This window comes from Polaromonas sp. P3_B4, assembly GCF_056402835.1.
Genome location: NZ_JBFUGQ010000001.1, coordinates 2,056,752 through 2,081,543 on the forward strand (window position 1 = coordinate 2,056,752; position 24,792 = coordinate 2,081,543).

Consider the following 24,792-nt stretch of genomic DNA (forward strand, 5'->3'; position numbering starts at 1 on the left):
AAAAACTACAAAAGCGATTCAATAGCGCCGGACACAGCCACCTTTCCTTGGGCCAGCAAGGCGCGGTGCTTGTCCAGGCGCTTGAGGTCATAGAGGTAATTCACCATCAGGCCGTACGATTGCCTGAGCCCTTTGGGCGTCGGGTCGCCTGCCCAGTTGATGCGCTCTACGCGCGCCCCGTTGCCCAGATGAAAGCGTGCCACCGGATCCAGCGGCTTGCCCTCTTCCAGGGCCCGGCCCAGGTAATGGGCGGCGCAGTGCAGCAGCATCTTTCGCACCGGCGACTTTTCGTTGAGAGCCAGCGGATTCTCTGCGGCGGTCAGCAGGTGCCCCGCAGTGGGCGGCTCAAACCCCACCGCCCGGCCCAGGGCGGCAAGCTCCTTGTCTCCCAGCGTTTCCAGCATGGCCGCCGCGTTCTTGCCCAGCCAGCTGCGAAACCCCGGAATCGGTGAAAGGGTGGCAAAGGTCTTGAGCTTGGGAAACTCCTCTTTCAGGGTCTCCACCACGCGCTTGATCAGTGAATCGCCAAAGCTCACGCCGCGCAGGCCGGCCTGCGTATTGCTGATGGAGTAGAAAATCGCAGTGGTCGCACGGCTCAGGTCCGAGGGCGCTGCCAGCTCATCAAGCAAAGGCATGATGTCGCCCGCAATCGTCTCGACCATCGCGACCTCGACAAAAATCAGCGGCACTTCTGGAAGACGCGGGTGGAAGAAGCCATAGCAGCGACGGTCACTGTCAAGCCGGTTTTTGACGTCGGCCCATCCCTTGATGTCATGGACCGCTTCGTACTTGATCAGCTTTTCAATCAGTGACGCCGGTGAATCCCAGGTGATGCGGCGCAGGTCAAGGAAACCGACATCGAACCATGTCGAGAACATGTATTCCATTTCGACATCCAGCGCCAGCAGACGCTTGTCGGCCTTGAGGCTGGGCTGCATGTCGGCACGCATCTCGACCAGGAACTGGATGCCGCCCGGATAGACGCTGAAGCGCTGCAGCAGACGCCGGCGCGGCGAGACAGTGGCACGGCGGTAACGCACCTCGGCCACGGCCTCTTCGGGTGTACCCACGGCAGCCGCAAACTGCGCCTGCGCGGCCTTGACCTTCTGCGGATTGGCGACGAACTGCTCACTCATCAGCATCCACAGGTCGCGCCGGCGAGCCGGGGTGGCGCCCTGGTACCAGGCCGCGATGGCCATGGCGCGCCGGCCGCCTTCCACCTCACTGACGCGGGGATCAATGATGGCCTGCAACTCCTGCAAGGTGCGGCGAAGTACACGCGGCGACAGCGCTTCGTCCTTATGGCTCAAAGTTGCCAGAAGCCGTTCATGCGTGCTTCGTGCGGGCAATTCGACGCTAGCTGCTATCTTTTTTGTAGCTGCTTGCGCACGGTCTGTTTGCCCTGCGGCCGTTTTTTCTGTAAGGCCTTTCTCGCCTGCCGTGAGCCGCGAAACATTGCGGCTGAGCCAGTCTGCGGCGCTCATGAGGCCACCCTGGAGCGCTGGCTGCGGGAAAGGTCACGCAGCGCTTCGCGCTGGCGCGTCAGGTGCGTGCGCATGGCAGCATCGGCACCTTCGCTGTCACGGCTTTTGAGGGCCGCAAACACCGTCATGTGCTCTGAAAGACTTTGCGCCAGCCGGCCCGGCGCGTGCAACTGCTGGAGCCGGGCAAGCTTCAATATTTTTCGCAGGTCCGCAATCGCCTGCGCGAGCCAGCGGTTGTTGGCCAACAGGATGATGGCCTCGTGAATGGCGAAATTGGTCGCGTAATAGTCATTGATCCGGCCGGCTTTGGCGTGACTGTTAAGCCGCTCATGCAAAGTAGTGAGCGCAGCCAGATCGGCGTCGGTGGCATTGCGTGCCGCCTCATAGGCGCAGCGCCCCTCCAGCAAGGCGATGACCGGGAAAATGTCGTCCAGGTCTTGCTCGGTCACCTCATTGACAAAGCAACCACGCCGGGGTTCGTGGCGCAGAAGCCCTTCCGAGGTCAGTACCTTGAGCGCCTCGCGCAGTGGCGTGCGGGAGATTTCCAGCCGTTCGCATAGCGCCACCTCGTCCAGAAAACTCCCGGGCGCCAGCTGGCCGGCAAAAATCTGCTCGCGCAGGGTATTGGCGACCTCCTGATGCAATGAACTCTGGACCAGACGCATGACAGACCCCTTTTGACCGGCTGACGCAATGAACCCAAATACACGACACATCCACCGAACCCGGCAACTGCGGTGGCCCGGCACGTCCCGAAAAATCCACCTGCTTCCATACAACTGCCCCGGCAGCGTCTGGAGTTTTCAGAATTCCAGCGGTAATTTCAAGTAATTACACATAATTATGAGAGTTAAAAAGCAGTCAGACAAGTGAGTTGTGCCTGAAAACGACAGGGAGAAACCCTAGCGCCCCGAAGCGAGAGGCTCAGGGCACCAGACAGTCCTGACGCCCGGAGCTATCGCCACAAGTCAATAGCTGCCTGCGATGGATTTTTGGGGTTGACCCTGCCGGGAAGCCCACACCCAGAGCCAGGCACCCGCTGCGATCATGGGCACGCAAAGCCATTGGCCCATGCTCATGCCCAGGGCGAGGATGCCGAGGAAGTCGTCTGGCTCACGGAAAAACTCGGCGATGAAACGAAACACGCCGTAGCCGACCAGGAAGGCCCCGGAGACCTGCCCCACCTTACGCGGCTTGCGCGCGTACAACCAGAGCAGCACGAACAGCAACAAGCCCTCCATCAGGAATTGATAGATTTGTGAGGGGTGACGCGGCTGCATGGCGCCGCTGCCCGGAAATACCATGCCCCAGGGCAAAGCAGGGTCGCTGAAGCGTCCCCAGAGCTCACCGTTAATGAAGTTGCCAACGCGCCCCGCCGCCAACCCGGTCGGTACGCAAGGCGCGACGAAGTCCATGACCTGCAGCCAAGGCCGCTGGCGCGAACGGGCAAACCACCATTGCGAGGCCAGCACACCCAGCATCCCGCCGTGAAAGCTCATGCCGCCCTGCCACACAAAAAAGATTTCAAGCGGGTGCGACAGGTAGTAACCGGGCTTGTAAAAAAGGCAGTAGCCGAGCCGCCCACCGACCACCACACCCATGACACCCAGGAACAGGATGTCCTCAATGTCCCTGCGCGACCAGGCGCCGGGGCCGGTGATGGACGCATAGGGCTCGTGGCGAAGGCGCCGCGTAGCCAGGAAGAAGAAGAGGCCAAAAGCCGCCAGATATGTCAGGCCATACCAATGGATGGCCAGGGGACCCAACTGCAGGGCAACCGGATTGATTTGCGGATGAATAAGCATGGGCCGTATTTTTGCATGCGAGGCTCGTAGGAAAGGGCTTACAGTGAGCCCGCTCGCTTAAACTGGGAGCAACGCCGTACAGGATCACACCATGCGTCATTTATTCTGTTTTACCGTTGTTTCAGGCTTGGGTTTGTTGTGCATCCAACCCGCTGCGGCACAGGTCTACCAATGCCTTGATTCAGCCGGCAAAAAGGTGTTTTCACAAACGCCCTGTGCGACCGGCGGCGGTGGCAATGAAAAGCTCATTGTCCGCGCACCCGCCCCTGCCGCGGCACCAGCATCCACTGACGGCACACCTGTAACAGGCGTGCCCGGCGTGCTTTATGGCAATGGAGGAGCCGCCGCAGCCCCCAAGGATTGGGCGGCGGAAAACGCTGCAGCGAATGCGCGGGCGGCTGCTGCTGACCGATCCAGCGGCGGATCGCGCCAGGCCATGCCCTCGGCACTGGGCGGCCTGCGCAAAGGCGGTGCCCAAACCCAGGCGCAAGCCTCCGACAAACAGATCATTGCCAATTGCGAAGCCACCCACGGCGCCCGCTGCAGCAGTGCCGGCGAAATAGCCCAACGAAGAATGGAGCAGCGCGAACTCACCCCAGCGGAAAAGCAGCAGCAGCAAAGTGCGGTGGCGGCGCGCCGGCAACGCGAACGGGAAGAAGCCTTCGAGCGGTCTATGCGCCGATAAAGGTGATAAAGCGGGCAAGCGCCGGGTTGGCGCTGGCCCGCGGCCAGACCAGACTGGTCTCACAGCCAGGCACCACGGCCGAAGCACCCCGTGCACCACTACGCATGGAAGGCCTGCCACCAGGCAGGCTGCGATACACCACGCCAGGGCGCTGAAACTGCCGCACGCTCTCGGGAACCCAGGCCACGCCGAGCCCGGCGGATACCAGGTTCACGATGGTCTGCATCTGGATGGCTTCCTGGGCAACCTGCGGCAATTGCCCTGCGGCGTGATACATCGCAAAAATCGCGTCGTAAAGTGACGGAACGATTCGCCGCGGAAAGATCACTAAAGGCTCGCCCAGCAGATCAGGGAGCGCTAGCGTCGCCTTGCTTGCCAGCGAGTGCTGCCCGGGTAGCGCCACCACCAACGGGTCCTGGCTGATGTGCCGGCAGGCCAGGCCTGGCGGCGCGAAACCAGGGGAATGCAACATGAAGCCCGCGTCGATCTCTCCGCGCTCAAAAGCCTGCAGCTGCACGTCGCCGGTCGCCTCTATCAATTCCAGCTGCACCTTGGGGTATTGCTCGCGAAAGGCCTGCACCCAACGCGGCAACAACTCAAAACCGACCGTAGACACAAAAGCCAGCCGCAAGCGCCCGGCCTCGCCGTCCGCGCTGGCGCGCGCATATGCCGGAAGAGCCAAGGCACGTGTCAGCAGGTCACGCGCTTCGGGCACCAAGGCAGCACCTGCCGTCGTGAGCTGCACGCTACGCTTGGTGCGGTCGAACAATCTGAGGCCCAAATGCGCCTCCAGCTGCGCAATGGCCTGCGTGAGCGGCGGCTGGGTCATGTTGAGGCTTTTGGCAGCGCGGCCGAAATGAAGTTCCTCGGCCACTGCCAGAAACTGACGCCACAGGCGAAGCTCGATCAAGGGCGGTTTACGGGAAGCCATGCCCGTGGTGCCGAGAATATCTTTCATATGCCATACATATTAATAGATGATTAATAATGGATTGGAAAGAATCAATCAAAGCACGCATACTCTGTTTCTCCCGATGAATGCCCAAGGTCAAACGCGGGCAAGCCACAGTAGCCAACACCACGAGACACCCATGGAAACCAAAACCGTCAACATCGTTGCCAACCCACGCAGCAGGAACATCACCGAGGGTAAATCGCGCGCGCCGAACCGCTCCATGTACTACGCCATGGGCTACGAGGCCGACGATTTCAAAAAACCCATGATCGGCGTGGCCAATGGGCACAGCACGATCACGCCCTGCAACAGCGGCCTGCAAAAACTGGCCGACGCGGCAATTGCCGGTATCGAGGAAGCTGGCGGCAACGCGCAGGTATTCGGCACACCCACGATTTCCGACGGCATGGCCATGGGCACCGAGGGCATGAAGTACTCCCTCGTGAGCCGCGAAGTGATCTCCGACTGCATCGAGACCTGCGTGCAGGGCCAGTGGATGGACGGCGTGCTGGTGGTTGGTGGCTGCGACAAGAACATGCCGGGCGGCCTGATGGGCATGCTGCGCGCCAACGTGCCGGCGATCTACGTCTATGGCGGCACCATCCTGCCGGGCACCTACAAGGGCAAAGACCTCAACATCGTCAGCGTCTTTGAAGCCGTGGGCGAAAACGCCGCCGGGCGCATGAGCGACGAAGACCTGCTGCAAATCGAGCGCCGCGCCATTCCGGGCACCGGCAGCTGCGGCGGCATGTACACGGCCAACACCATGTCCAGCGCTTTCGAGGCCCTGGGCATCTCACTGCCCTACTCCAGCACCATGGCCAACCCGCATGACGAAAAAATGAATTCGGCCAAAGAGTCGGCCAAAGTGCTCGTCGAAGCCATCAAGAAGGACATCAAGCCGCGCGACATCGTCACAAAAAAGGCGATTGAAAATGCCGTAGCCGTGATCATGGCCACCGGTGGCTCCACCAATGCCGTGCTGCATTTCCTGGCCATCGCCCACACAGCCGGCGTCGAATGGACCATTGATGACTTCGAACGCGTACGCCAGCGTACGCCAGTGCTGTGCGACCTGAAGCCGTCGGGCAAATACCTTGCCGTGGACCTGCATCGCGCCGGCGGCATTCCACAAGTGATGAAAACGCTGCTGGCCGCCGGCCTGCTGCATGGCGACTGCCTGACGATCTCCGGCCAGACCATCGCAGAGACGCTCAAGGATGTACCCGAGGTGCCGCGCGCCGACCAGGACGTGATCCGCCCCATCAACAATCCGATGTATGCGCAGGGCCACCTGGCCATCCTGAAGGGCAATCTCTCGCCCGAAGGCTGCGTAGCCAAAATCACCGGCCTGAAGAACCCCGTCATGACCGGCCCGGCCCGGGTGTTTGATGACGAACAGTCCGCGCTGGCAGCCATCCTGGCCGGCAAGATCAAGGCCGGCGATGTCATGGTGCTGCGTTACCTCGGGCCCAAAGGAGGCCCCGGCATGCCTGAAATGCTGGCCCCCACCGGCGCGCTGATCGGTGCCGGCCTCGGCGAAAGCGTGGGCCTGATCACAGACGGCCGCTTCTCGGGCGGCACCTGGGGCATGGTGGTCGGCCACGTGGCGCCTGAAGCTGCGGCTGGCGGCAATATCGCCTTCATTAATGAAGGCGATTCGATCACCATTGATTCGAAGCAACTCCTGTTGCAACTGAATATCAGTGACGCCGAATTGGCTAAACGCAAGGTCGGCTGGAAAGCCCCTGCGCCACGCTATACCCGGGGCGTCCAGGCCAAGTTCGCTTTCAATGCATCAAGTGCCAGCAAGGGTGCGGTGCTGGACGACTATTGATTTGATCCGCTGAAACGCAAAGAGCCCGTGAAGTTACAGACTTCACGGGCTCTTTGCTTTGGGGCCAGCTGCCAGTTGCGAAAACCGGGTAACTTGACTGGCGTCTTAGCTAGTTGCGCTGTATCAGCTATTTCTTTTTCTTCGCCGAAAGCATGCCCATGGCTTCACGCTGCTTGTCGATGCGGTCTTGCCTGCGTTTGTCCATCTTGTCCACTTCCTTACGCTTGGTATAGCCCGATGCATCCGCCCACCACCACCAGAGGGCTGCAAGCGCGAATGGAGAAAGCACAATCCACCAGCTCAATGTAGCAACGGGACCGATTTCGAGATACTTCAGTGCCAATGCAGCAATTCCAACCAATAGAAAAAACATCTGTAACTCCTCTGAATGTGTGGTGGTTTGGCCGGGTCAACCCTTGAAACCCGGGTCAACCGGCACCACTACAATGACGTTAATTGACTGTAACCGAATCCACAACTCCCCACGAGGACAATCCATGAAACGCATTCTTTCGGTCATCGCTTCCATGGCTGCAGTTTTTGCAGTATCAACCCCTGCACTGGCGGATCAGCAACTGGCAACCGCAAAAAACTGCATGGCTTGCCACGCCGTTGACAAAAAACTGGTTGGACCCTCCTACAAGGATGTCGCAGCCAAATATGCAGGGCAAAAAGACGCAGCAGACAAGCTGGCCGCCAAAGTCATCAAGGGTGGTTCAGGCGTCTGGGGCCCGGTGCCCATGCCAGCCAACGCCCAGGTAAGCCCAGACGAAGCCAAAAAGCTGGTTGCCTGGATCCTGACCCAGAAATAACCGAGGGCTTCTGGCCCAAAAAAAGCCCGTCATTGACGGGCTTTTTTTATGCCGCTTCAAATCACTGCTTTTCAGACAGCTGATCGAGAATGGCAGGGTTTTGTGGCCACGTCACATCGCTTCGCGATATGAGTGTCCCCCAACCCTGCCCCAGCTTCGCTGACGCGGCTACGCCACGTTCTCGATCACTGCTTTTCAGACAGCTGATCGAGAATGGCAGGGTTTTCAAGCGTCGAGGTGTCCTGGGTGATGGTCTCGCCCTTGGCGATGCCGCGCAGCAGGCGGCGCATGATCTTGCCGCTTCGGGTCTTGGGCAGGTTGTCGCCAAAGCGGATGTCCTTGGGCTTGGCGATCGGGCCGATTTCTTTGCCCACCCAGTCGCGCAGCTCCTTGGCAATCGCCTTGGCTTCCTCACCCGTCGGGCGTGAACGCTTGAGCACTACAAAGGCCACAATGGCTTCGCCCGTCAAGTCATCGGGCCGCCCCACCACGGCGGCCTCGGCCACCAGCGTAGAGTGCGCTACCAGTGCCGATTCGATTTCCATGGTGCCCATGCGATGGCCCGACACATTCAGCACGTCATCGATGCGGCCGGTGATGCGGAAGTAGCCGTTGTCGACATTGCGCACTGCCCCGTCGCCGGCCAGGTAAATCGTGCCGCCCATTTCTTCGGGGAAATAGCTTTTCTTGAAACGGTCCGGATCGTTCCAGATCGTGCGGATCATGGAGGGCCAGGGCCGCTTGACGACCAGCATGCCGCCTGCGCCATTAGGGAGATCCTTGCCGGTTTCGTCGACGATGGCGGTCATGATGCCGGGCAATGGCAGCGTGCAGCTGCCGGGCACCAGCGGCGTAGCGCCGGGCAGCGGCGTGATCATGTGGCCACCGGTTTCGGTTTGCCAGAAGGTATCGACGATGGGGCAACGCTCGCCACCCACGTTCTTGTAGTACCACATCCAGGCTTCGGGATTGATCGGCTCGCCAACAGAGCCCAGGATGCGCAGGCTGCTCAAGTCTGAGCGGGCCGGATGCACCTTCTCGTCAGCCTCGGCGGCCTTGATCAATGAACGGATGGCCGTAGGCGCCGTGTAGAAAATCGTGACCTTGTGTTTTTCGATCATCTGCCAGAAGCGGCCCGCATTCGGGAAGGTCGGTATGCCTTCAAAGATGATCTGCGTTGCGCCGGCAGCCAGCGGGCCGTAGGCCACGTAGGTGTGGCCGGTGATCCAGCCGATGTCGGCGGTGCACCAGAACACGTCGGCGGGCTGGATGTCGAAGGTCCAGTCCATGGTGAGTTTGGCCCACAGCAGGTAGCCGCCGGTACTGTGCTGCACGCCCTTGGGCTTGCCGGTCGAGCCCGAGGTGTAAAGGATAAAAAGCGGGTGCTCTGCGCCGACGAACTCGGGCTCACACACCGGTGCCGCCTTGGCGGTGATCTCGTGCATCAGGCTGTCGCGGCCGGCCACCATGTTGCAGGCAGTGGCGGTGCGCTGGTAGACGATCACGTTCTTGATCGACTCGCAGCCGCCCATGGCGATGCCTTCATCGACGATGGCTTTGAGCGGCAGCTCTTTGCCGCCACGCAACTGGTAATTGGCGGTAATAACGGCCACGGCGCCGGCGTCCTGAATACGCTCCTGAAGGCTCTTGGCCGAGAAGCCGCCGAAAACCACCGAATGCGTGGCGCCTATGCGCGCGCAAGCCTGCATGGCCACCACGCCTTCGACCGTCATTGGCATGTAGATGATGACGCGGTCGCCCTTTTTGATGCCGGCGCCTTTCAGCGCGCTCGCAAACTGACTGACCCTGGCATGCAATTCTTTGTAAGTGACGTTGGTGACCTTGCCGTCGTCGCTTTCAAAGATGATGGCTTTTTTGTTTTCGACCGGTGTGCCCAGATGGCGGTCCAGACAGTTGTAGGAAGCGTTGAGTTCACCATCGGCAAACCACTTGTAGAACGGAGCATTGGACTCATCCAGTGTCTGGGTGAATGGCTTCTTCCAGCTCAGGTTTTCGCGCGCCAGGCGAGCCCAAAACCCTTCAAAGTCCTTCTCGGCTTCGGTGCACAGCGCCTGGTAAGCCGGCATACCCGAAATACGCGCGGCCTTTACGGTGGCTGGTGTCGGCGGAAAGATGCGATTTTCAACCAGGGTGGATTCGATCGCGGATGAAGGGGCGCTCATTGGTTTTGTCTCCTGTTTGTCACTGAATGCGTGGTACTGTCTTCTGCCGCACTTACAAGCCACTGACTGGCTTGAACCTTACAACTTCTGCAATTCAGGGGGTACCTGCGCTCCCCCTACAATGCCGCAAACCCCCAGCTTACGCCATCATGACTGAATCCACCCAATCCCCCACCCCCGCCAAAATTTCGCCCCTGCGCCCCTTGCCCAACCTGATTTTTGCCAGCCGCTGGCTGCAATTGCCGCTGTACCTCGGGTTGATCGCCGCTCAGGCCGTGTACGTGCTGCACTTTCTGGTGGAGTTGTGGCACCTGATTGAAGCCGCCTTCGGCAGCCAGACCGCACTGCAGTCGCTGATCACCAGCATCGGCTACAAGACCTCCACGCCCATCGTGTCGCTCAACGAGACGGTCATCATGCTGGTAGTGCTGGCGCTGATCGACGTGGTCATGATCTCGAACCTGCTGATCATGGTGATCGTGGGCGGCTACGAAACCTTTGTGAGCCGCATGAACCTCGAAGGCCATCGGGACCAGCCCGAATGGTTGAGCCACGTGAACGCCTCGGTATTGAAAGTGAAGCTCGCAACGGCCATCATCGGCATCAGCTCCATCCACTTGCTGAAGACCTTCATTAACGCCGACAATTACACCGACAGGGTCCTGATTGCGCAAACGGTGATCCACATCACCTTCCTGTTGTCGGCGATTGCGATCGCCTACACCGACAAGATCATGTCCGCCATCGCCGCGCAAAAGCACTAAGCGAGCCACGCCGGACAGCTAGTCCGGCGCCTTTTTTGGGGTGCTGGCGCGCATCAGCATCACCGCACCCAGCACCCCTGACAACAACGAACCGCACAGCACACCCAGCTTTAGTTGCGTCTCGTATGCCGCATCCTGGCCGGCAAATGCGAGCGCACCGATGAAAAGGCTCATGGTAAAGCCCACGCCGCACAGCAGGCAGACACCAAAAAACTGGCTCCAGCCAGCGCCGGCGGGCAGGCGTGCACCGACAAAGCGAATCAGCAGCCAGGAAGCCCCAAACACGCCGACCGCCTTGCCCACCAGCAGGCCTGCCGTGATACCCAAGGGCACGCTCTGAAGAAGCGTTCCGACGGTCACCCCCTGAAGCGACACTCCCGCATTGGCAAACGCAAACATCGGTAACACCGCAAAAGCCACCCAGGGGTGCAGCGCGTGCTCAGCGGTTTTCAACGGCGAGCCGCCTTTGCCGTCTGAAAGGGGAATCGCCAGCGCGGTAATGACGCCCGCCAGCGTTGCATGAATGCCCGACTTGTAGACGAAAAGCCAGATCACCAGGCCCACTGCCACGTAGGGCCCTACAACCATCACCTTCGCCCGGTTAAAGGCCAGCAAGAGCAACCCACCGATCGCGGCGGCCACCAACGCCATCACCGACAAACCCTCGGTGTAGAAAAACGCAATGATCAGGATGGCGCCCAGGTCATCAATGATGGCGACAGCCGTCAAAAACACCTTGAGCGATGCCGGCACGCGGCTGCCCAGCAGCACCAGGATGCCCAGCGCAAAGGCAATGTCGGTGGCGGCCGGAATCGCCCAGCCGCGCATCGCGACCGGGTCGCCGGCATTGATCGCCATGTAGATGAGCGCCGGCGCCACCATGCCGCCCAACGCAGCGCCCGCCGGCAACAGCGCCTGTGCACGCGAGGCCAGCTCGCCCTCGATCAATTCGCGCTTGATCTCCAGGCCCACCAGAAAGAAAAACACCGCCATCCACAGGTCATTGACCCAATGCAGTAGCGACTTGGAAAGCACCAGCAGATCACCGCCCACCCGCAGTTCGCCTGGCAGTTGCACAAACCGGTTGTAAGTCTCACTCCATGGCGAGTTGCTCAGTACCAGCGCCGCCACAGCGGCCAGCGCCAGCACCACGCCCGAAAGCGACTGCGAATTGATGAACTGGTTCAGTGTGCGGTAGACAAACTTGAGCATCCCGCCATTGTCCCAGAGACGCAGCCTGGCAGGCAGGTACTCCCACACAGCGGAGGCCGCAGCTCATGGCTCAGCCGTGATGTCAGCCATTGCGGCCAAGCGCCACTGAAGGCATCGGACCGCAAGCCCTGACCTCTACTCTATTTATTGCGCGGACTGCGGAAGATGACCGAAGCTGGCAGCCTTGCCGGAGGCGGCCGCCGGCAGCACAGCCTTTTCCATCTCGGCGCGCCGCATCGGGCGCAGCACATACCACGCCATCAGGGCAGCAATCGCGTTCATGACGCTGCCGACAATGAACACGGCGTGCCAGTTGCCCGTCATCGCCGTGAGCACGCTGGACAGCGGAACCAGCAGCGACGCCGTGCCCTTGGCGGTGTACAGCAGGCCGGCGTTGGATGCGGCGTACTTGGAGCCAAAGGTATCGGCGCAGGTTGATGGAAAGAGACTGTAGATCTCGCCCCAGGCGAAGAACACCATGCCCGTCAGTACCACGAAGGCAACCGGGTTGTGGCCAAACTGGTAGAGAGCCAGGATGCCCACCGACTCGATGCCAAAGGCGATCAGCATCGTTTTTTCACGGCCGATCTGGTCCGACACCCAACCAAAGAACGGACGGGTGAGCCCGTTAAGCACGCGGTCAATGGCCAGGGCAAATGTGAGCGCCGGCAGCGCCAGACCCATGATGCTGACGGGCACGTCGCCGACGTTGAAATCCTTGGCGATAGGTCCGAGCTGGGCCGTAGCCATCAGCCCGCCGGCCGCCACCATCACGAACATGACGTACATCACCCAGAACACCGGTGAACGCAGGACTTCGGACGGTGTGTAGTCGCGCCGGCTCTGCTGCACATTGATCGTGGAGATCGAGCCGCTCTTGGCCAGGTTCGCCGGTGCCCGCGTCAACAGGAACGACACGACAAATACGATCACGCCCTGAATGATCCCGAAGTACAGGAAGGCAGACTGGTAGCCGCTGCCCTTGATCATGGCCGAGATCGGAAGAATAGTGAGCGCGGAGCCCGCGCCAAAACCTGCAGCCGTGAGACCCGCAGCCAGGCCTCGGCGATCCGGAAACCACTTCAAGGCATTGCCGACACAGGTACCGTACACCGCACCCGCGCCAACGCCACTGATCGCAGCAGCGATGTAGAGCAGCATCAGTGAATCGGCAAAGGAATTAATAACCCAGCCCACGCCGCAAAGAATGCCGCCGACCATGACCACCGGACGTGGCCCGAAACGGTCGACGAGATAGCCTTCAATCGGCACGAGCCAGGTTTCAGTCAACACAAAAATCGTGAAAGCAACCTGGATGGCGGCCTTGCTCCAGCCGTACTTGTCGGCAATCGGATTGACAAAAAGGGTCCAGCCATATTGCAGGTTGGCAATCATCGCCATGCAGACGATGCCCAAGAGAAGCTGTATCCAGCGATGAGCGTTCGATGGCGCGGGGGTGGCCGTATTGGCGTGTGTCATGAAAGTCTCCTGTCGTTGTATGCCGTGGAAATTGCGTTTGCAATCGCTGATGCTGTTGTTGTGGGCGGATTGTGAGAGCGCGCATTTCGAAGCCCGCTTGATCGCGATCAAGTTTGGAAAAAACTTTACGCAACGCGAAAAAAACGAAAGCTGATTGAAAGAATCATGCAGCGTTACCCCCCGGTTTCTGCGACGGATTCAATTCACAAGATGAGGGTGTGCGGGTAATGGCCGAGCTGAGCCTGAACACGCAATTCGAGGGTCAGCAAACGCCCGGCGTTGCACCGGGCCTGGGAGGCACTGAAAAAAAACGAGAGAGAGAAAAGCAACCGCGTCACGCGGTCTATCGATGGCGGCGCAAACCGCCCGGCAACAATTAGCGGGGCCGCAGCGCGCTGATAAAAATATGCAGAGGCGTAGCAGCAAGCAACTCACGCAGCATAAGGCGTGCGCGCGCCCTGACGGCGGGTTGGGCAATTTTCAGATACAGGGCGAAAGCGGTCATGAGTTTCCTTTGTTGCGTGAGCATCTACAGAAGCAATCATAGGGTAAACCCTTTGCCTCTTCAAACCCTCAGCCAACCACCGCCGAACCGGGTTGCGGCCGGCGTCAGCCCACCATGTTTTGAGGCCGCACCCAGGCATCAAACTGCTCGCCCGTGACATGGCCCGAGGCCAGCGCCGCATCGCGCAGGCTGCTGCCTTCCTTGTGCGCCTTTTTGGCGATGAAGGCGGCCTTGTCATAGCCGATGTGCGTGTTCAGTGCCGTCACCAGCATCAGCGAGCGGTCAACCAGCTCGGCGATGCGTTCGCGATTCGGCTCAATGCCGACGGCGCAGTGGTCGTTAAAGCTCACCATGCCATCGGCCAGCAGGCGCACGCTTTGCAAAAAGTTGTGCGCCACCATGGGCCGGAACACATTGAGCTCGAAGTTGCCCGAGGCACCGCCGAAGTTGATGGCCACGTCGTTGCCGAACACCTGCGCCGCCAACATGGTCACGGCTTCGCTCTGCGTCGGGTTGACCTTGCCCGGCATGATGGACGAGCCAGGTTCGTTCTCGGGAATGCTGAGCTCGCCGATGCCGCTGCGCGGGCCGCTGGCCAGCCAGCGCACGTCGTTGGCAATCTTCATCATGCTGGCTGCCAGTGTTTTGAGGGCGCCGTGCGCATGCACCAGGCCGTCGACCGAGGCCAGCGCTTCGAACTTGTTGGGTGCGGTCACAAAAGGCAGGCCTGTCAGCGTGGCCAGTTCGGCCGCCACTTGCTCCGCATACCCCTTCGGTGCATTCAGCCCCGTACCAACGGCAGTACCGCCGAGCGCCAGTTCATACAGGTGCGGCAAGGCGGCACGCACATGCTTTTCGCCGTGGTCAAGCTGCGCGACATAACCCGAGAACTCCTGGCCCAGGGTGAGTGGTGTCGCATCCTGCAGATGGGTACGTCCAATCTTCACGATGCTGTCGAAGTCTTTGGCTTTTTGCGCCAGCGTCGCGCGCAACTTCGCAATCGCTGGCAGGAGCTTGTGGGTCATGGCCTCTACAGCGGCAACATGCATGGCGGTAGGAAACACATCGTTGGACGACTGGCTGCGGTTGACATCGTCATTGGGGTGCACCAGGCGGCCCTCGCCGCGCTCGCCGCCCAGAATTTCGCTGGCGCGGTTGGCCAGCACTTCATTGACATTCATGTTGGTCTGCGTGCCGGAGCCCGTCTGCCATACCACCAGGGGGAATTCGTCCGCATGCCCGCCCGCGATCACCTCGTCGGCTGCGGCCACGATGGCTTTGGTTTTTTTCTCGTCCTGAAGGCCCAACGCATGGTTGACCCTGGCCGATGAGCGCTTGACCTGCGCCAGCGCCTTGATGATTTCACGTGGCTGCTGCTCGCCCGAGATGTCGAAATTCTGCAACGAGCGCTGCGTCTGCGCACCCCAGAGTTTGTTGGCCGGCACCTCGATAGGGCCAAAGGTATCGCGCTCCGTGCGCGTGCTGCTTGTCGTCATGGAAATATCCTGCGCGTCAAAAAAGATGGTTAAGAGTCCTAGTATGACTGCAGACGAGAAAGATTCTCATCTGAAGGGTTTTGGATCCTCTCGCCCGACATGCCCGAGTTGCCCGCCAAGGGCGGATAATTGCGGGGTTTGCCCGAAATTTCCCCGAAACGCCCTCATAACGACGACCCACCATGACCACGATCAAGCAAGCCGACCTCATCGAATCCGTAGCCGCTGCCCTGCAGTACATCAGCTACTACCACCCCACCGACTACATCGCCCACCTGGCGCGAGCCTATGAGCGCGAGCAAAGCCCGGCCGCCAGGGATGCGATTGCACAGATCCTCACCAACAGCAAGATGAGCGCGACCGGCCAGCGCCCGATCTGCCAGGACACCGGCATCGTCAACGTGTTCCTTAAAGTCGGCATGGACGTTCGCTGGGAAGGCTTTACCGGCAGCCTGGACGACGCCATCAACGAAGGCGTGCGGCGCGGCTACAACCACCCTGACAACACCCTGCGCGCCTCGGTGGTGGCCGACCCGCAGTTCGACCGCAAGAACACCAAGGACAACACACCGGCCGTGATCTTCACCGAGCTGGTGCCCGGCAACAAGATCGACGTGACCGTGGCGGCCAAAGGCGGCGGCAGCGAAAACAAAAGCAAGATGGTCATGCTCAACCCCGGCGATTCGGTGGTCGACTGGGTGCTCAAAACCGTGCCCACCATGGGCGCCGGCTGGTGCCCGCCCGGCATGCTGGGCATCGGCATTGGCGGCACCGCCGAAAAAGCCGTGCTGATGGCCAAGGAAAGCCTGATGGACGACCTGGACATGTATGAGCTGCAAGCCAAATCGTCTTCGGGCGCCAAGATGACCAAGACCGAAGAGCTGCGCCTTGAACTGTTTGAGAAGGTCAACGCGCTGGGCATAGGCGCGCAGGGCCTGGGCGGCCTGACCACCGTGCTGGACATCAAGATCAAGATGTACCCGACGCACGCCGCCAGCAAGCCCGTCGCGATGATTCCCAACTGCGCTGCCACACGCCACGCGCACTTCGTGATGGACGGCAGCGGCCCGGTCTATCTGGACCCGCCTTCACTGGACCTCTGGCCCAACGTGAACTGGACGCCCGACTACAAGAAGAGCAAGAAGGTCGATCTCAATACGCTGACCAAAGAAGAAGTTGCCAGCTGGAAGCCCGGCCAGACCCTGCTGCTCAACGGCAAGATGCTAACCGGCCGTGACGCAGCGCACAAGCGTATCCAGGACATGCTGGGCAAGGGCGAAAAGCTGCCGGTTGATTTCACCAACCGCGTCATCTATTACGTCGGCCCGGTTGATCCGGTGCGTGATGAAGCCGTAGGACCTGCCGGCCCGACCACCGCCACCCGCATGGACGGTTTCACTGAAATGATGCTGGCTGAGACCGGCCTGATCTCGATGATCGGCAAGTCCGAGCGCGGCCCGGTTGCCATCGAAGCCATCAAGAAGCACAAGAGCGCTTACCTGATGGCCGTCGGCGGCGCCGCCTACCTGGTCAGCAAGGCCATCAAGACAGCCAAGGTCGTGGGCTTTGCCGACCTGGGCATGGAAGCGATCTATGAGTTCGACGTGGTTGACATGCCGGTGACCGTGGCGGTGGATGCGGGCGGCACCAGCGCGCACATCACCGGCCCAGCCGAGTGGCAAAAGAAAATCGCCACCGGCGAGTTCAAAAACATTCCCGTCGCAGCCGCGTGAGCGGAGGCCATGCCGGCGCCGACCGGCCGGTCGGCGTGTTCGACAGCGGCGTGGGTGGCCTTAGCGTCTTCAAGGCATTGCGGGCCGAATTGCCCGTGGAGTCCTTCGTCTACCTGGCCGACGCGGGCTTCGCGCCTTATGGCGAGCGCGGCGACGCTTTTGTCATTGAGCGCACGCGTGCCGTCGTGCGCAAATTGCGCGAAGAGCATGCGATCAAGGCACTGGTGATTGCGTGCAATACCGCGACGGCGGCCGCCGTTCACCTCGTACGAACCGAGCACCCGGACTTGCCGCTGGTCGGCGTCGAGCCGGCACTCAAACCGGCCGTCGCGTTGAGCAGGACAGGCCGCATCGGCGTCATGGCGACGCGCGGCACGGTGGCAAGCGCCAAGCTGCGCGCCCTGCACGATTCGCTGAAAGGCCAGGCCGAGTTCATCCTGCAGCCGTGCGACGGGCTGGCCGATGCGATCCAGAACCATGATGTTGCGCAGATCAGTGCTTTATGCCGTGGATACACGCAAGCGATCGGACCCTTCGGCGGCCAAGCCGGGCAGGTCGATACTCTGGTGCTGGGCTGCACGCATTACGCCTTCGCGTGGGACACACTGCAGAAAATGGTGGGCACCGACGTCCGCCTGATCGAGACCGGCGAGCCGGTCGCGCGGCAGACCCGCCGTTTGCTCGAAGCCGCCGGGCAGTTGCGGCAAGGCGACGCACCCGGCCACATCACTTTGCTGACAACGGGTCTGCAGGAGTCGCTGAACGCAGCCGCACGACGCTGGCTGGGCCTGCAGCTATAGCACCACAGCGCCGGCTGGACTCGCCGGCGCTGGTACTCATCGACTCAGTGATGAGCCGAATCCGTTGAAGCAACTGAAGTTATTGCGGCTTCAGTCCCACGTTACGCGCCAGGGTGCGCCAGCGCTCCGACTCCGCCCGAAGGAATCCACGCAACTGGTCGCGTGAAGTACCTTTCATTTCCACGCCCAAAGCAGACATACGTTCCACCACCTTGAAATCCGACATCGCACTCAGGAGTTCGAGGCGAAGCCGCTCGGTGACTTCAAGCGGCGTGGTCGCTGGCGCAACAAGCGCCCACCACTGCGCCACATCCATGTTCTTCAAGCCGAGCTCAGTCATCGTCGGCAAGGAGCGCAGGATGGGGACGTCCGAACGCTTGCGGCCCGTCACCGCCAGCGCCTTGACCTTTCCGGCGGCCATGAGACTGGAGCCGGTCGCCAGCGTGGCGAAGTAAGAGGACACCTGGCCGGCAGCCAGGTCAACCATCGCCGGCGCGCCGCCGCGGTAAGGCACCATGTTGAACTTGATTTTGGTTTCCTGGGAAAACAGCTCACCCACCAGGTGGCTGATAGACCCTGTGCCGCTGTTCGCCATGGCAGGGGGCCCACCCTTGGTGGTCGAAGAAGTTTTCAGGAAAGTCTTGAAGTCGCTGTTCTCGGGGCCCACGCCGGTAAACAGCACCATGGGCGACGTACCCACCAGCGTGATCGGCGTGAAGTCGCGCAGCATGTCGTAAGGCAGGTTGGCAACAACTGCGGGCGCGTACACGTGCGACAACTCCACGATCGCCAGCGTATAGCCATCGGGTGCCGACTTGGCGGCCTGGTCAATTCCGACGTGGCCCGCGCCACCCGGCTTGTTGTCGACGATCACGGGTTGCTTCAGCCCTTCGCTCAGCCGCTGTGCCAGCACGCGGGTAATGGCATCGGTGCTACCGCCCGTTGCCCAGGGAACGATGATCTTGATGGGCTTGTCGGGGTAGGCAGCCCATGCGGGCGCAGCGCCAAGCGCCAGGGTGGCTGCGGAACCAGCAAGCAGCGTGCGCCGCTTGATGGGGAATGTTGAAACTGACATGAACTCTCCTTGCATTGATCGGATACGCGAGACAACCCCACCTCCTCGTGGGCATCGTCAGCGTCCGGCGAGCGTACACCGCGGATGACGCATGCACCGTGTTACCACGCAGATACAACCGCTACATGTGGCTCGCGTCCAACGTTTTTCGCGCGTTTATTTTTTGTGATCTCGCGACACCGAAAATTCACACGCGATTATTTTTAGCAAAGTAATTAAAAAGTCTGCAGTGCATCGTGGATACGTTTTCCGCCGGAATTCTGGCCGTTTATTTTTCCCGACGCTGCTTAAATTTCCCGATCAGCACGCGCGGCAGGGATAGCCGGGTCCGCCGCGCTGCGAATCAAACCGAGGTTGGATTTCAGCATCTCGAACACCTTGCGTGTCACCGGGTTAATGACATTCTTTCGAACGAACAGGTAGTAATCAAGCTCAGGCAAGCGCGGCAGTCCATCGTTTTCGCCCAGCACGCGCAGGTCGCTGCCCGCCATCTCGATGCCGCGCGCAGTCACACCCAAACCCGCACGCAGTGCAGCCTTGATGCCGATCAGGCTGGAAGCGGTATAGCTCGGCGACCAGGGAATTCCGGCAGCGTCCAGCGCCTCGCGTGCCAGCCTGTGAAATACGCTGGGGCCCTCCACCAGGATCAGCGGCACCGGCTTGGCGCGGTCATGTACGTAGCTGGCTGAGCACAACCATACCGTGGGTGAGGTACGCAGCACCACGCCGTCGAGTGCCGGGTCGTTGCGGTTGGAGATAGTCATGTCGATCTCGCCGCGCTTGAGGGATTCCATCAGGAAAGGGCTGCGCCCCACATGGATGTCTAGCTGCAACAGCGGCGAAGCACGCGCCACCTGTGCCAGCAGCGTCGGCAGCATGGTGTCGGCCACGTCGTGCGGCGCGCCTATGCGCAGTACACCCTCCAGGTTGCCTTGCTGCAGGCTGCGCAAGGCATCGTCATTGATGGCCAGCAGGTGGCGCGCATAACCGAGCAGCTTTAACCCATGCGGCGTCAGGCGCTTCTGGCGCCCATGCTTTTCAAACAGCGGGTGGCCGATCTGGTCTTCCAGCCGCTGCATTTGCTGCGTCACCGCCGACTGTGTTTTGCCCAGCTGCACGGCGGCGCTGGCAAAGCTGTCCTGCTCGTCGATGGCCACCAGCGCTCGCAGCAATTCCAGATCAAGGGTTTTCATTTCCAGGCGTTTTGCAAATATCTACTTATTACAAATGCTAATGTATTTATCTCTATTTCTGAGTTGTTTCAGAAATACGAGTTGACTATATTAGGCCAAGTAAACCCAAAACCTCACTCAGGAAGATGCCCATGACCGCAGCAGCCGAGCGCAACCAGGTAGTTGGCGCCGCCATTCAAAACATTAAGATTATTGTTGGGAGCGGCGAAGCAAATCGCCAGTCGCTGGCCAAAGTGCTCGCGGTCCTGAACCAGCTGGCCGGCCAGAAGGAGCTGTGGAACTCTACGGATTTCGCTGCGCCCGAAAGCCCCGAACTGCAGGCGCGCTACCTGATCGCTGAAGACGCCGACCAGAGCTTCGCGCTTTACCTCAACGTGATGCGTCCCGGCAAACGCATCGTGCCGCACAACCATACGACCTGGGCCTGCATCAGTGCCGTGGAAGGCTCCGAGATCAACCGCGTGTACGAACGCCAGGACGATGGCTCAGTGCCGGGCAAGGCGCAGCTCAAAGAGGTCAACTCCGTCGTGGTCGAGCCCGGCACGGGCATCGCCCTGATGCCCGAAGACATCCATTCGGTGGAGATTCCGGCCGGCCAGGTGATACGCCACTTGCACATGTATGGCCGCGCGCTTGAAACGCTGAACACGCGCACCGGCTACGACCTGGAAAAAGGTACGTACGAAACCATGGGCATCGGCGTGCAGACGCGCCGCTGAACACCCGCGCGCCCTTACCCCCTTCCCTGAATTTCCGAACCTACACGCCCCTATCCCATGACACGTTTTGTAGACGCGGCCACGCTGAAAGCCTGGCTGCACGACGGCGCGGAAATCGCCCTGTTTGATGTGCGCGAGCACGGCCAGTACGGCCAGTCGCATTTGTTTTACGGCATCCCTCTGCCCTACAGCCGGCTTGAGCTGGACGCACCGCGCCTGGCGCCGCGCCGCAGTGTGCGGCTGGTGGTGTATGACGACGACGGCAGCGGCGCAGCGCCTTTGGCCGCGCGCCGCTTCAGTGCACTCGGCTACAGCGATGTGCAGGTGCTGCAGGGCGGCACAGCCGGCTGGCAAGTCGCTGGCTTCCCGTTGTTTGCCGGCGTCAACGTGCCGTCCAAAACTTTCGGCGAACTGGCCGAGCAGGTCTATCACACGCCCCGCGTCAGTGCGACTGAACTTGCAGCCATGCTGGAGCGGCAAGACGACGTGGTGGTGCTCGACGGTCGGCCGTTTTCGGAGTTCCGCAAGATGAACATCCCGACGGCGATCAGTTGCCCGAACGGCGAGCTGGCCCTGCGCATCCGCGACCTGGTCCCCAGCGAAAGCACGCACATCGTGATCAACTGCGCAGGCCGCACGCGCAGTATCATCGGCGCGCAAACGCTGATCAACCTCGGCTTGCGCAACCCCGTATCGGCGCTGGAAAACGGTACCCAGGGCTGGTACCTGGCAGACTTCAAACTCGAGCACGGCGGCACGCGCCGCTACAAGGACTCGGCCCAGCCCACAGAGCCCGCCGGCATGCGCGCGGCAGCCCAGGCGCTGGCAAAGCGTTTCGATGTCCCTGTCGTCAACGCACAGACTGTACGCGGCTGGGCCGGCGACGCGCAGCGCACGCTCTTTTTGTGCGATGTCCGCAGCCCCGAAGAATTTGCACGCGGCAGCCTGCCCGGCGCGCAGCACACGCCGGGCGGCCAGCTGATCCAGGCCACCGACCAGTATGTGGGCGTGCGCCAGGCCCGGCTGGTGCTGTTTGATACGGACGGCATACGCGCGCTGACGGTCGCCAGCTGGCTGCGCCAGCTGGGCCACGACGCCAGCGTGCTGGACCAGGGCCTGGCCAGTGGCCTGGCGCTGCCCGCCACGGCGCCCGTGGCCCTGCCCGCGCTGCCCGCCACCACCGCGCAGGCCCTGTCGGCCGGGCTGGCCGATGGCACCGTGGTCGCCATCGACCTGCGTCCCAGCATGCAGTTTCGCCAAAACCATATCGCGGGTACACGCTGGTCCATCCGCCCACGCCTGGCACAGGCTCTGGCCGGTGAACACCGCCCGGTGGTGCTGGTTGCCGACGAGCCCGCTGCGGCCGCCTGCGCGGCCGTTGACCTCCAGGCGTTGGGCCTGAAAGCCAGCCTGCTCGAAGGCGGCCTCGACGCCTGGCGCGCCGCCGGCTTTGCGCTGCAGGCCACTGACAACATTCCGGCCGACAGCGACTGCATCGACTACCTGTTCTTCGTGCATGACCGGCACGACGGCAACAAGGAAGCTGCCCGCCAGTACCTGGCCTGGGAAGTGAACCTGATCGGCCAACTGGACGCGCTTGAACTGAAGGCGTTTCAGCTGCCCGATGCCACAGCAGCCCACACACACGCCTGAGTCTGCGGCCCGGCCACCCCATCTTCTTCTCTTTTTTGCATCCATCCCTTCAGGAGCCCCCATGCTTGTCCAGCTGAAATTCACCGCCGCCTCACTGTGCTGCGCCCTCCTCGCCGTGCACGGCGCCGCCACAGCCCAACCCATGCCCCAGGTCGGCGGCTTCCCGAACCAGGCCATCAAGTTTGTGTCGCCCTTTCCGGCCGGCGGCGGCAATGACGCCACCACGCGCTTCGTGACCAGCCGCCTGTCCGACATCACCGGCCAGACCGCCATCGTTGACAACCGCGGCGGCGCCGGCGGCAACATAGGCGCCAAGGCCGTGGCCGATGCCAAGCCCGACGGCTACACCGTCCTCACGGGCCAGGTCTCGCTGATGGCCGTCAATCCCTCGCTGTATGCCTCGCCGGGTTTTGACCCGCTGAAAAACTTCCTGCCCATCACCCAGATCAATGCCGCACCGCTGGTGCTGGTAGTGGCCAGCAACTCGCCCCTGAAAAGTTTTGCCGACCTCGCCGCGCAGACCAAAGTCGCAGGCGGTCGAGTTACCTATGCCACGCCCGGCAATGGCACACTCTCGCACCTCGTCGGCGTGGTTCTGGAAAAAGACAGCGCCATCAGCATGACCCACGTGCCCTACAAGGGCGCGGCGCCGGCCATCACCGACCTGCTGGGCGGCCAGGTGGACGTGCTCATCACTTCCACCGCCTCGGTGTCCAGTTTCATCCAGAACGGCAAGATGCGCGCCCTGGCCGTCACCAGCCCGCGCCGCATCGGCGTGTTCACCAAGGTACCGACACTGGAAGAGCTGGGCTACAAGAACACGACCTTTGAAGACTGGTACGGTTTCTTCGCACCGGCGGGCACGCCACCCGAACGCGTGGCTTACCTGCACGACAGCATCGTGCGCTCGCTCAAGTCGCCGGAAGTCAGCAAGCTGATCACCGACGGCGGCAGCGAAGTGGTGGGCAACACGTCGGCGGCTTTTGCCGCGCAGCTCAAGGCGGACATTGCCCGCTGGTCGCGCGTCGTCAAGCTCTCGGGCGCCAAGCTAGACTGACCCCGGATTCATCAAACCGCCCCGACATGAGCAAAAAAACACCACCGGCCACCGCACCCAGTGCGTCACCCCTGACCCGCCTGGTCCACGCCGGCAAGCAGCCGGCCTATGACGGAGGCCGGCCGGTCAACCCGGCCGTGGTGCGCGCCAGCACCGTGCTGTTTGACAACACAGCGCACCAGCGCGAGATGCGCCTGCGCCGCGGCGATGAGCGCGTGTTCACCTACGGGGCGCGCGGCAACCCGACCAACTACGCACTGGAAGACATGGTCAGCGAGCTGGAAGGCGCCTGGCGCACCCGGCTCTTTCCCACAGGCCTGGCCGCCATCGCGATGACGCTGTTGTCCTACCTCAAGCCCGGTGACCACCTGCTGATGTCGGACAGCGTCTACGAACCGGCGCGCAAGCTGGTGGAGTCCTTCCTCACGCCCTACAACATCCGCTGCACTTTCTTCGCGGCCGACGGCAGCGACGTGGAAGAAAAAATCGAGGCCGGCACGCGCATGATTTATGCCGAATGCCCGGGTTCGCTGGTGTATGAAATGTGCGACCTGCCGCGCCTGGCCGGCATCGCCCGTGCACGCGGCCTGCTGCTGGTGGCCGACAACACCTGGGGCTCCGGCTACCAGTACCGGCCGCTGGCGCTGGGCGCCGACGTGTCCATCATGGCGGCCACCAAATACCTGTCGGGCCACTCCGACGTGATGATGGGCACCGTAGCCACCACGCAAGCCGCCTGGCAGGCGCTGAACGAACGCAGCGATGCCTTCGGCATGACGGTAAGCCCCGACGATGCCTACCTGGTGCTGCGCGGCACACGCAGCATGGCCGCGCGCCTGGCCCTGCATGAACGCGGCGCCCTGAAGGTGGCTGCCTGGCTGCAAACACGCAGTGAAGTGGCGACCGTGTTCTGCCCGGCCCTGCCCGGCCATCCAGGCCACGCCATCTGGCAACGCGACTGCAAGGGCACCAACGGCCTGTTGTCCTTCGAGCTTCAGCCCGCCTTCGACCAGACCGCCGCCGAGCGGCTGATCGACGGCCTTCGGCTGTTCGGCCTGGGCGCTTCGTGGGGCGGCTATGAAAGCCTGGTCACGCTGACCAACATGCGCGGTGCCCGCAGCGTGACCGACTGGTCGGGCCACGGCCAGATCGTGCGCTTGCACATCGGGCTGGAAGACCCGGCCGACCTGGTGAGCGACTTGCAGCAGGGGTTTGCCGCATTGGCGGCCTGAGGGTTTTACCTCTGCGCCCTTGCCCTTCGCATCACCCCCAGCCCCTTTCCTCTCCCCCATTCGATTTCATCCGCCCTCTGCGGCGGCCCTTGCCTGCCTTTTTCCTTCCGGTT

21 protein-coding genes are annotated in these 24,792 nt (G+C 61.7%); 10 read left to right on the plus strand and 11 right to left on the minus strand.

All coding sequences use genetic code 11. From position 1 onward, the window contains the following. Positions 1 to 5: 5 nt before the first annotated feature. From AC1DVV_RS09780 to lgt, 3 genes are all read right to left on the minus strand, one after another. Positions 6 to 1,484: a malonyl-CoA decarboxylase domain-containing protein gene (locus AC1DVV_RS09780; RefSeq protein WP_457280333.1), complete on the minus strand. Its 1,479-nt coding sequence runs from the start codon at positions 1,482 to 1,484 to the stop codon at positions 6 to 8. Next, positions 1,481 to 2,149 (minus strand): GntR family transcriptional regulator, encoded by a 669-nt coding sequence (locus AC1DVV_RS09785; RefSeq protein ID WP_457280332.1) that lies wholly within the window; start codon positions 2,147 to 2,149, stop codon positions 1,481 to 1,483. Before AC1DVV_RS09785 ends, AC1DVV_RS09780 begins: the two co-directional genes overlap by 4 nt. A gap of 303 nt (positions 2,150 to 2,452) precedes the next feature. Next, on the minus strand, positions 2,453 to 3,289 hold the full coding sequence (gene lgt / locus AC1DVV_RS09790) for a prolipoprotein diacylglyceryl transferase (protein WP_457280331.1): 837 nt from the start codon (positions 3,287 to 3,289) through the stop codon (positions 2,453 to 2,455). Between the two features lie 91 nt (positions 3,290 to 3,380). On the opposite strand from lgt, the gene AC1DVV_RS09795 reads away from it, so the two are divergent. Continuing rightward, positions 3,381 to 3,974 (plus strand): DUF4124 domain-containing protein, encoded by a 594-nt coding sequence (locus AC1DVV_RS09795; protein ID WP_457280330.1) that lies wholly within the window; start codon positions 3,381 to 3,383, stop codon positions 3,972 to 3,974. Here the strand turns inward: AC1DVV_RS09795 and AC1DVV_RS09800 are convergent. Continuing rightward, a complete protein-coding gene (locus tag AC1DVV_RS09800; protein ID WP_457280329.1) occupies positions 3,961 to 4,932 on the minus strand; it encodes a LysR family transcriptional regulator in 972 nt (323 codons plus the stop codon). The genes AC1DVV_RS09795 and AC1DVV_RS09800 overlap by 14 nt on opposite strands. A 133-nt stretch (positions 4,933 to 5,065) precedes the next feature. Between AC1DVV_RS09800 and ilvD the strand changes: the two genes are divergently transcribed. After that, a complete protein-coding gene (gene ilvD / locus AC1DVV_RS09805) occupies positions 5,066 to 6,766 on the plus strand; it encodes a dihydroxy-acid dehydratase (RefSeq protein WP_457280328.1) in 1,701 nt (566 codons plus the stop codon). A 127-nt stretch (positions 6,767 to 6,893) separates the two neighbouring features. Here ilvD and AC1DVV_RS09810 read toward each other — a convergent pair whose 3' ends face one another. Further along, complete coding sequence (locus AC1DVV_RS09810) at positions 6,894 to 7,139, minus strand: TIGR04438 family Trp-rich protein (RefSeq protein ID WP_457280327.1); 246 nt, start codon at positions 7,137 to 7,139, stop codon at positions 6,894 to 6,896. A 124-nt stretch (positions 7,140 to 7,263) separates the two neighbouring features. On the opposite strand from AC1DVV_RS09810, the gene AC1DVV_RS09815 reads away from it, so the two are divergent. Further along, positions 7,264 to 7,578, plus strand: coding sequence for a c-type cytochrome (locus AC1DVV_RS09815; RefSeq protein WP_477701929.1), 315 nt, complete (start codon positions 7,264 to 7,266; stop codon positions 7,576 to 7,578). A gap of 185 nt (positions 7,579 to 7,763) precedes the next feature. Here the strand turns inward: AC1DVV_RS09815 and acs are convergent, their stop codons facing one another. Beyond that, the gene (gene acs / locus AC1DVV_RS09820) at positions 7,764 to 9,761 is read right to left on the minus strand and encodes an acetate--CoA ligase (RefSeq protein WP_457280325.1); all 1,998 of its coding nucleotides are present in this window, start codon (positions 9,759 to 9,761) and stop codon (positions 7,764 to 7,766) included. Positions 9,762 to 9,910: 149 nt separating this feature from the next. On the opposite strand from acs, the gene AC1DVV_RS09825 reads away from it, so the two are divergent. Then, positions 9,911 to 10,525 carry a YqhA family protein gene (locus AC1DVV_RS09825; RefSeq protein WP_457280324.1) on the plus strand — a complete coding sequence of 205 codons (615 nt, stop codon included), beginning with the start codon at positions 9,911 to 9,913 and terminating at the stop codon, positions 10,523 to 10,525. 18 nt (positions 10,526 to 10,543) lie between these two features. Here AC1DVV_RS09825 and nhaA read toward each other — a convergent pair whose 3' ends face one another. The 3 genes from nhaA to fumC all read right to left on the minus strand — a co-directional run bounded on the left by nhaA (position 10,544) and on the right by fumC (position 15,217). Further along, positions 10,544 to 11,737, minus strand: a complete 1,194-nt coding sequence (nhaA, locus tag AC1DVV_RS09830) for a Na+/H+ antiporter NhaA (RefSeq protein ID WP_457280323.1) — start codon at positions 11,735 to 11,737, stop codon at positions 10,544 to 10,546. A gap of 144 nt (positions 11,738 to 11,881) precedes the next feature. Next, on the minus strand, positions 11,882 to 13,216 hold the full coding sequence (gene oxlT / locus AC1DVV_RS09835; RefSeq protein ID WP_457280322.1) for an oxalate/formate MFS antiporter: 1,335 nt from the start codon (positions 13,214 to 13,216) through the stop codon (positions 11,882 to 11,884). Between the two features lie 609 nt (positions 13,217 to 13,825). Next, positions 13,826 to 15,217 (minus strand): class II fumarate hydratase, encoded by a 1,392-nt coding sequence (fumC, locus tag AC1DVV_RS09840; protein ID WP_457280320.1) that lies wholly within the window; start codon positions 15,215 to 15,217, stop codon positions 13,826 to 13,828. A 182-nt stretch (positions 15,218 to 15,399) separates the two neighbouring features. Here fumC and AC1DVV_RS09845 point away from each other — a divergent pair, with 182 nt between their 5' ends. Further along, the gene (locus AC1DVV_RS09845; protein WP_477665742.1) at positions 15,400 to 16,950 is read left to right on the plus strand and encodes a fumarate hydratase; all 1,551 of its coding nucleotides are present in this window, start codon (positions 15,400 to 15,402) and stop codon (positions 16,948 to 16,950) included. Continuing rightward, positions 16,947 to 17,750, plus strand: a complete 804-nt coding sequence (gene murI / locus AC1DVV_RS09850; protein WP_477701931.1) for a glutamate racemase — start codon at positions 16,947 to 16,949, stop codon at positions 17,748 to 17,750. The genes AC1DVV_RS09845 and murI overlap by 4 nt, the downstream gene beginning before the upstream one ends. A gap of 79 nt (positions 17,751 to 17,829) precedes the next feature. Here the strand turns inward: murI and AC1DVV_RS09855 are convergent, their stop codons facing one another. Together AC1DVV_RS09855 and AC1DVV_RS09860 are read right to left on the minus strand one after the other, a co-directional pair. Next, positions 17,830 to 18,825 (minus strand): Bug family tripartite tricarboxylate transporter substrate binding protein, encoded by a 996-nt coding sequence (locus AC1DVV_RS09855; protein WP_477701932.1) that lies wholly within the window; start codon positions 18,823 to 18,825, stop codon positions 17,830 to 17,832. Between the two features lie 287 nt (positions 18,826 to 19,112). Next, complete coding sequence (locus tag AC1DVV_RS09860; RefSeq protein WP_457280316.1) at positions 19,113 to 20,018, minus strand: LysR substrate-binding domain-containing protein; 906 nt, start codon at positions 20,016 to 20,018, stop codon at positions 19,113 to 19,115. Positions 20,019 to 20,149: 131 nt separating this feature from the next. On the opposite strand from AC1DVV_RS09860, the gene AC1DVV_RS09865 reads away from it, so the two are divergent. The 4 genes from AC1DVV_RS09865 (at position 20,150) to metC (ending at position 24,679) form a co-directional block, all read left to right on the plus strand. Beyond that, complete coding sequence (locus tag AC1DVV_RS09865; RefSeq protein WP_477701933.1) at positions 20,150 to 20,737, plus strand: cysteine dioxygenase family protein; 588 nt, start codon at positions 20,150 to 20,152, stop codon at positions 20,735 to 20,737. A 57-nt stretch (positions 20,738 to 20,794) separates the two neighbouring features. Next, positions 20,795 to 22,390, plus strand: coding sequence for a rhodanese-like domain-containing protein (locus tag AC1DVV_RS09870; RefSeq protein ID WP_477701934.1), 1,596 nt, complete (start codon positions 20,795 to 20,797; stop codon positions 22,388 to 22,390). Positions 22,391 to 22,451: 61 nt separating this feature from the next. Next, positions 22,452 to 23,447 (plus strand): Bug family tripartite tricarboxylate transporter substrate binding protein, encoded by a 996-nt coding sequence (locus AC1DVV_RS09875; protein WP_477701935.1) that lies wholly within the window; start codon positions 22,452 to 22,454, stop codon positions 23,445 to 23,447. A gap of 26 nt (positions 23,448 to 23,473) precedes the next feature. Further along, positions 23,474 to 24,679: a cystathionine beta-lyase gene (metC, locus tag AC1DVV_RS09880; RefSeq protein ID WP_457280312.1), complete on the plus strand. Its 1,206-nt coding sequence runs from the start codon at positions 23,474 to 23,476 to the stop codon at positions 24,677 to 24,679. Positions 24,680 to 24,792: the final 113 nt, after the last annotated feature.

What these genes read in the sequence shown, in the direction of transcription:
- AC1DVV_RS09780 (WP_457280333.1), bottom strand. Translation starts at nt 1,484, where the DNA reads ATGAGCGCCGCAGACTGGCTCAGCCGCAATGTTTCGCGGCTCACGGCA.
- AC1DVV_RS09785 (WP_457280332.1), bottom strand. Translation starts at nt 2,149, where the DNA reads ATGCGTCTGGTCCAGAGTTCATTGCATCAGGAGGTCGCCAATACCCTG.
- lgt (WP_457280331.1), bottom strand. Translation starts at nt 3,289, where the DNA reads ATGCTTATTCATCCGCAAATCAATCCGGTTGCCCTGCAGTTGGGTCCC.
- AC1DVV_RS09795 (WP_457280330.1), top strand. Translation starts at nt 3,381, where the DNA reads ATGCGTCATTTATTCTGTTTTACCGTTGTTTCAGGCTTGGGTTTGTTG.
- AC1DVV_RS09800 (WP_457280329.1), bottom strand. Translation starts at nt 4,932, where the DNA reads ATGAAAGATATTCTCGGCACCACGGGCATGGCTTCCCGTAAACCGCCC.
- ilvD (WP_457280328.1), top strand. Translation starts at nt 5,066, where the DNA reads ATGGAAACCAAAACCGTCAACATCGTTGCCAACCCACGCAGCAGGAAC.
- AC1DVV_RS09810 (WP_457280327.1), bottom strand. Translation starts at nt 7,139, where the DNA reads ATGTTTTTTCTATTGGTTGGAATTGCTGCATTGGCACTGAAGTATCTC.
- AC1DVV_RS09815 (WP_477701929.1), top strand. Translation starts at nt 7,264, where the DNA reads ATGAAACGCATTCTTTCGGTCATCGCTTCCATGGCTGCAGTTTTTGCA.
- acs (WP_457280325.1), bottom strand. Translation starts at nt 9,761, where the DNA reads ATGAGCGCCCCTTCATCCGCGATCGAATCCACCCTGGTTGAAAATCGC.
- AC1DVV_RS09825 (WP_457280324.1), top strand. Translation starts at nt 9,911, where the DNA reads ATGACTGAATCCACCCAATCCCCCACCCCCGCCAAAATTTCGCCCCTG.
- nhaA (WP_457280323.1), bottom strand. Translation starts at nt 11,737, where the DNA reads ATGCTCAAGTTTGTCTACCGCACACTGAACCAGTTCATCAATTCGCAG.
- oxlT (WP_457280322.1), bottom strand. Translation starts at nt 13,216, where the DNA reads ATGACACACGCCAATACGGCCACCCCCGCGCCATCGAACGCTCATCGC.
- fumC (WP_457280320.1), bottom strand. Translation starts at nt 15,217, where the DNA reads ATGACGACAAGCAGCACGCGCACGGAGCGCGATACCTTTGGCCCTATC.
- AC1DVV_RS09845 (WP_477665742.1), top strand. Translation starts at nt 15,400, where the DNA reads ATGACCACGATCAAGCAAGCCGACCTCATCGAATCCGTAGCCGCTGCC.
- AC1DVV_RS09855 (WP_477701932.1), bottom strand. Translation starts at nt 18,825, where the DNA reads ATGTCAGTTTCAACATTCCCCATCAAGCGGCGCACGCTGCTTGCTGGT.
- AC1DVV_RS09860 (WP_457280316.1), bottom strand. Translation starts at nt 20,018, where the DNA reads ATGAAAACCCTTGATCTGGAATTGCTGCGAGCGCTGGTGGCCATCGAC.
- AC1DVV_RS09865 (WP_477701933.1), top strand. Translation starts at nt 20,150, where the DNA reads ATGACCGCAGCAGCCGAGCGCAACCAGGTAGTTGGCGCCGCCATTCAA.
- AC1DVV_RS09870 (WP_477701934.1), top strand. Translation starts at nt 20,795, where the DNA reads ATGACACGTTTTGTAGACGCGGCCACGCTGAAAGCCTGGCTGCACGAC.
- AC1DVV_RS09875 (WP_477701935.1), top strand. Translation starts at nt 22,452, where the DNA reads ATGCTTGTCCAGCTGAAATTCACCGCCGCCTCACTGTGCTGCGCCCTC.
- metC (WP_457280312.1), top strand. Translation starts at nt 23,474, where the DNA reads ATGAGCAAAAAAACACCACCGGCCACCGCACCCAGTGCGTCACCCCTG.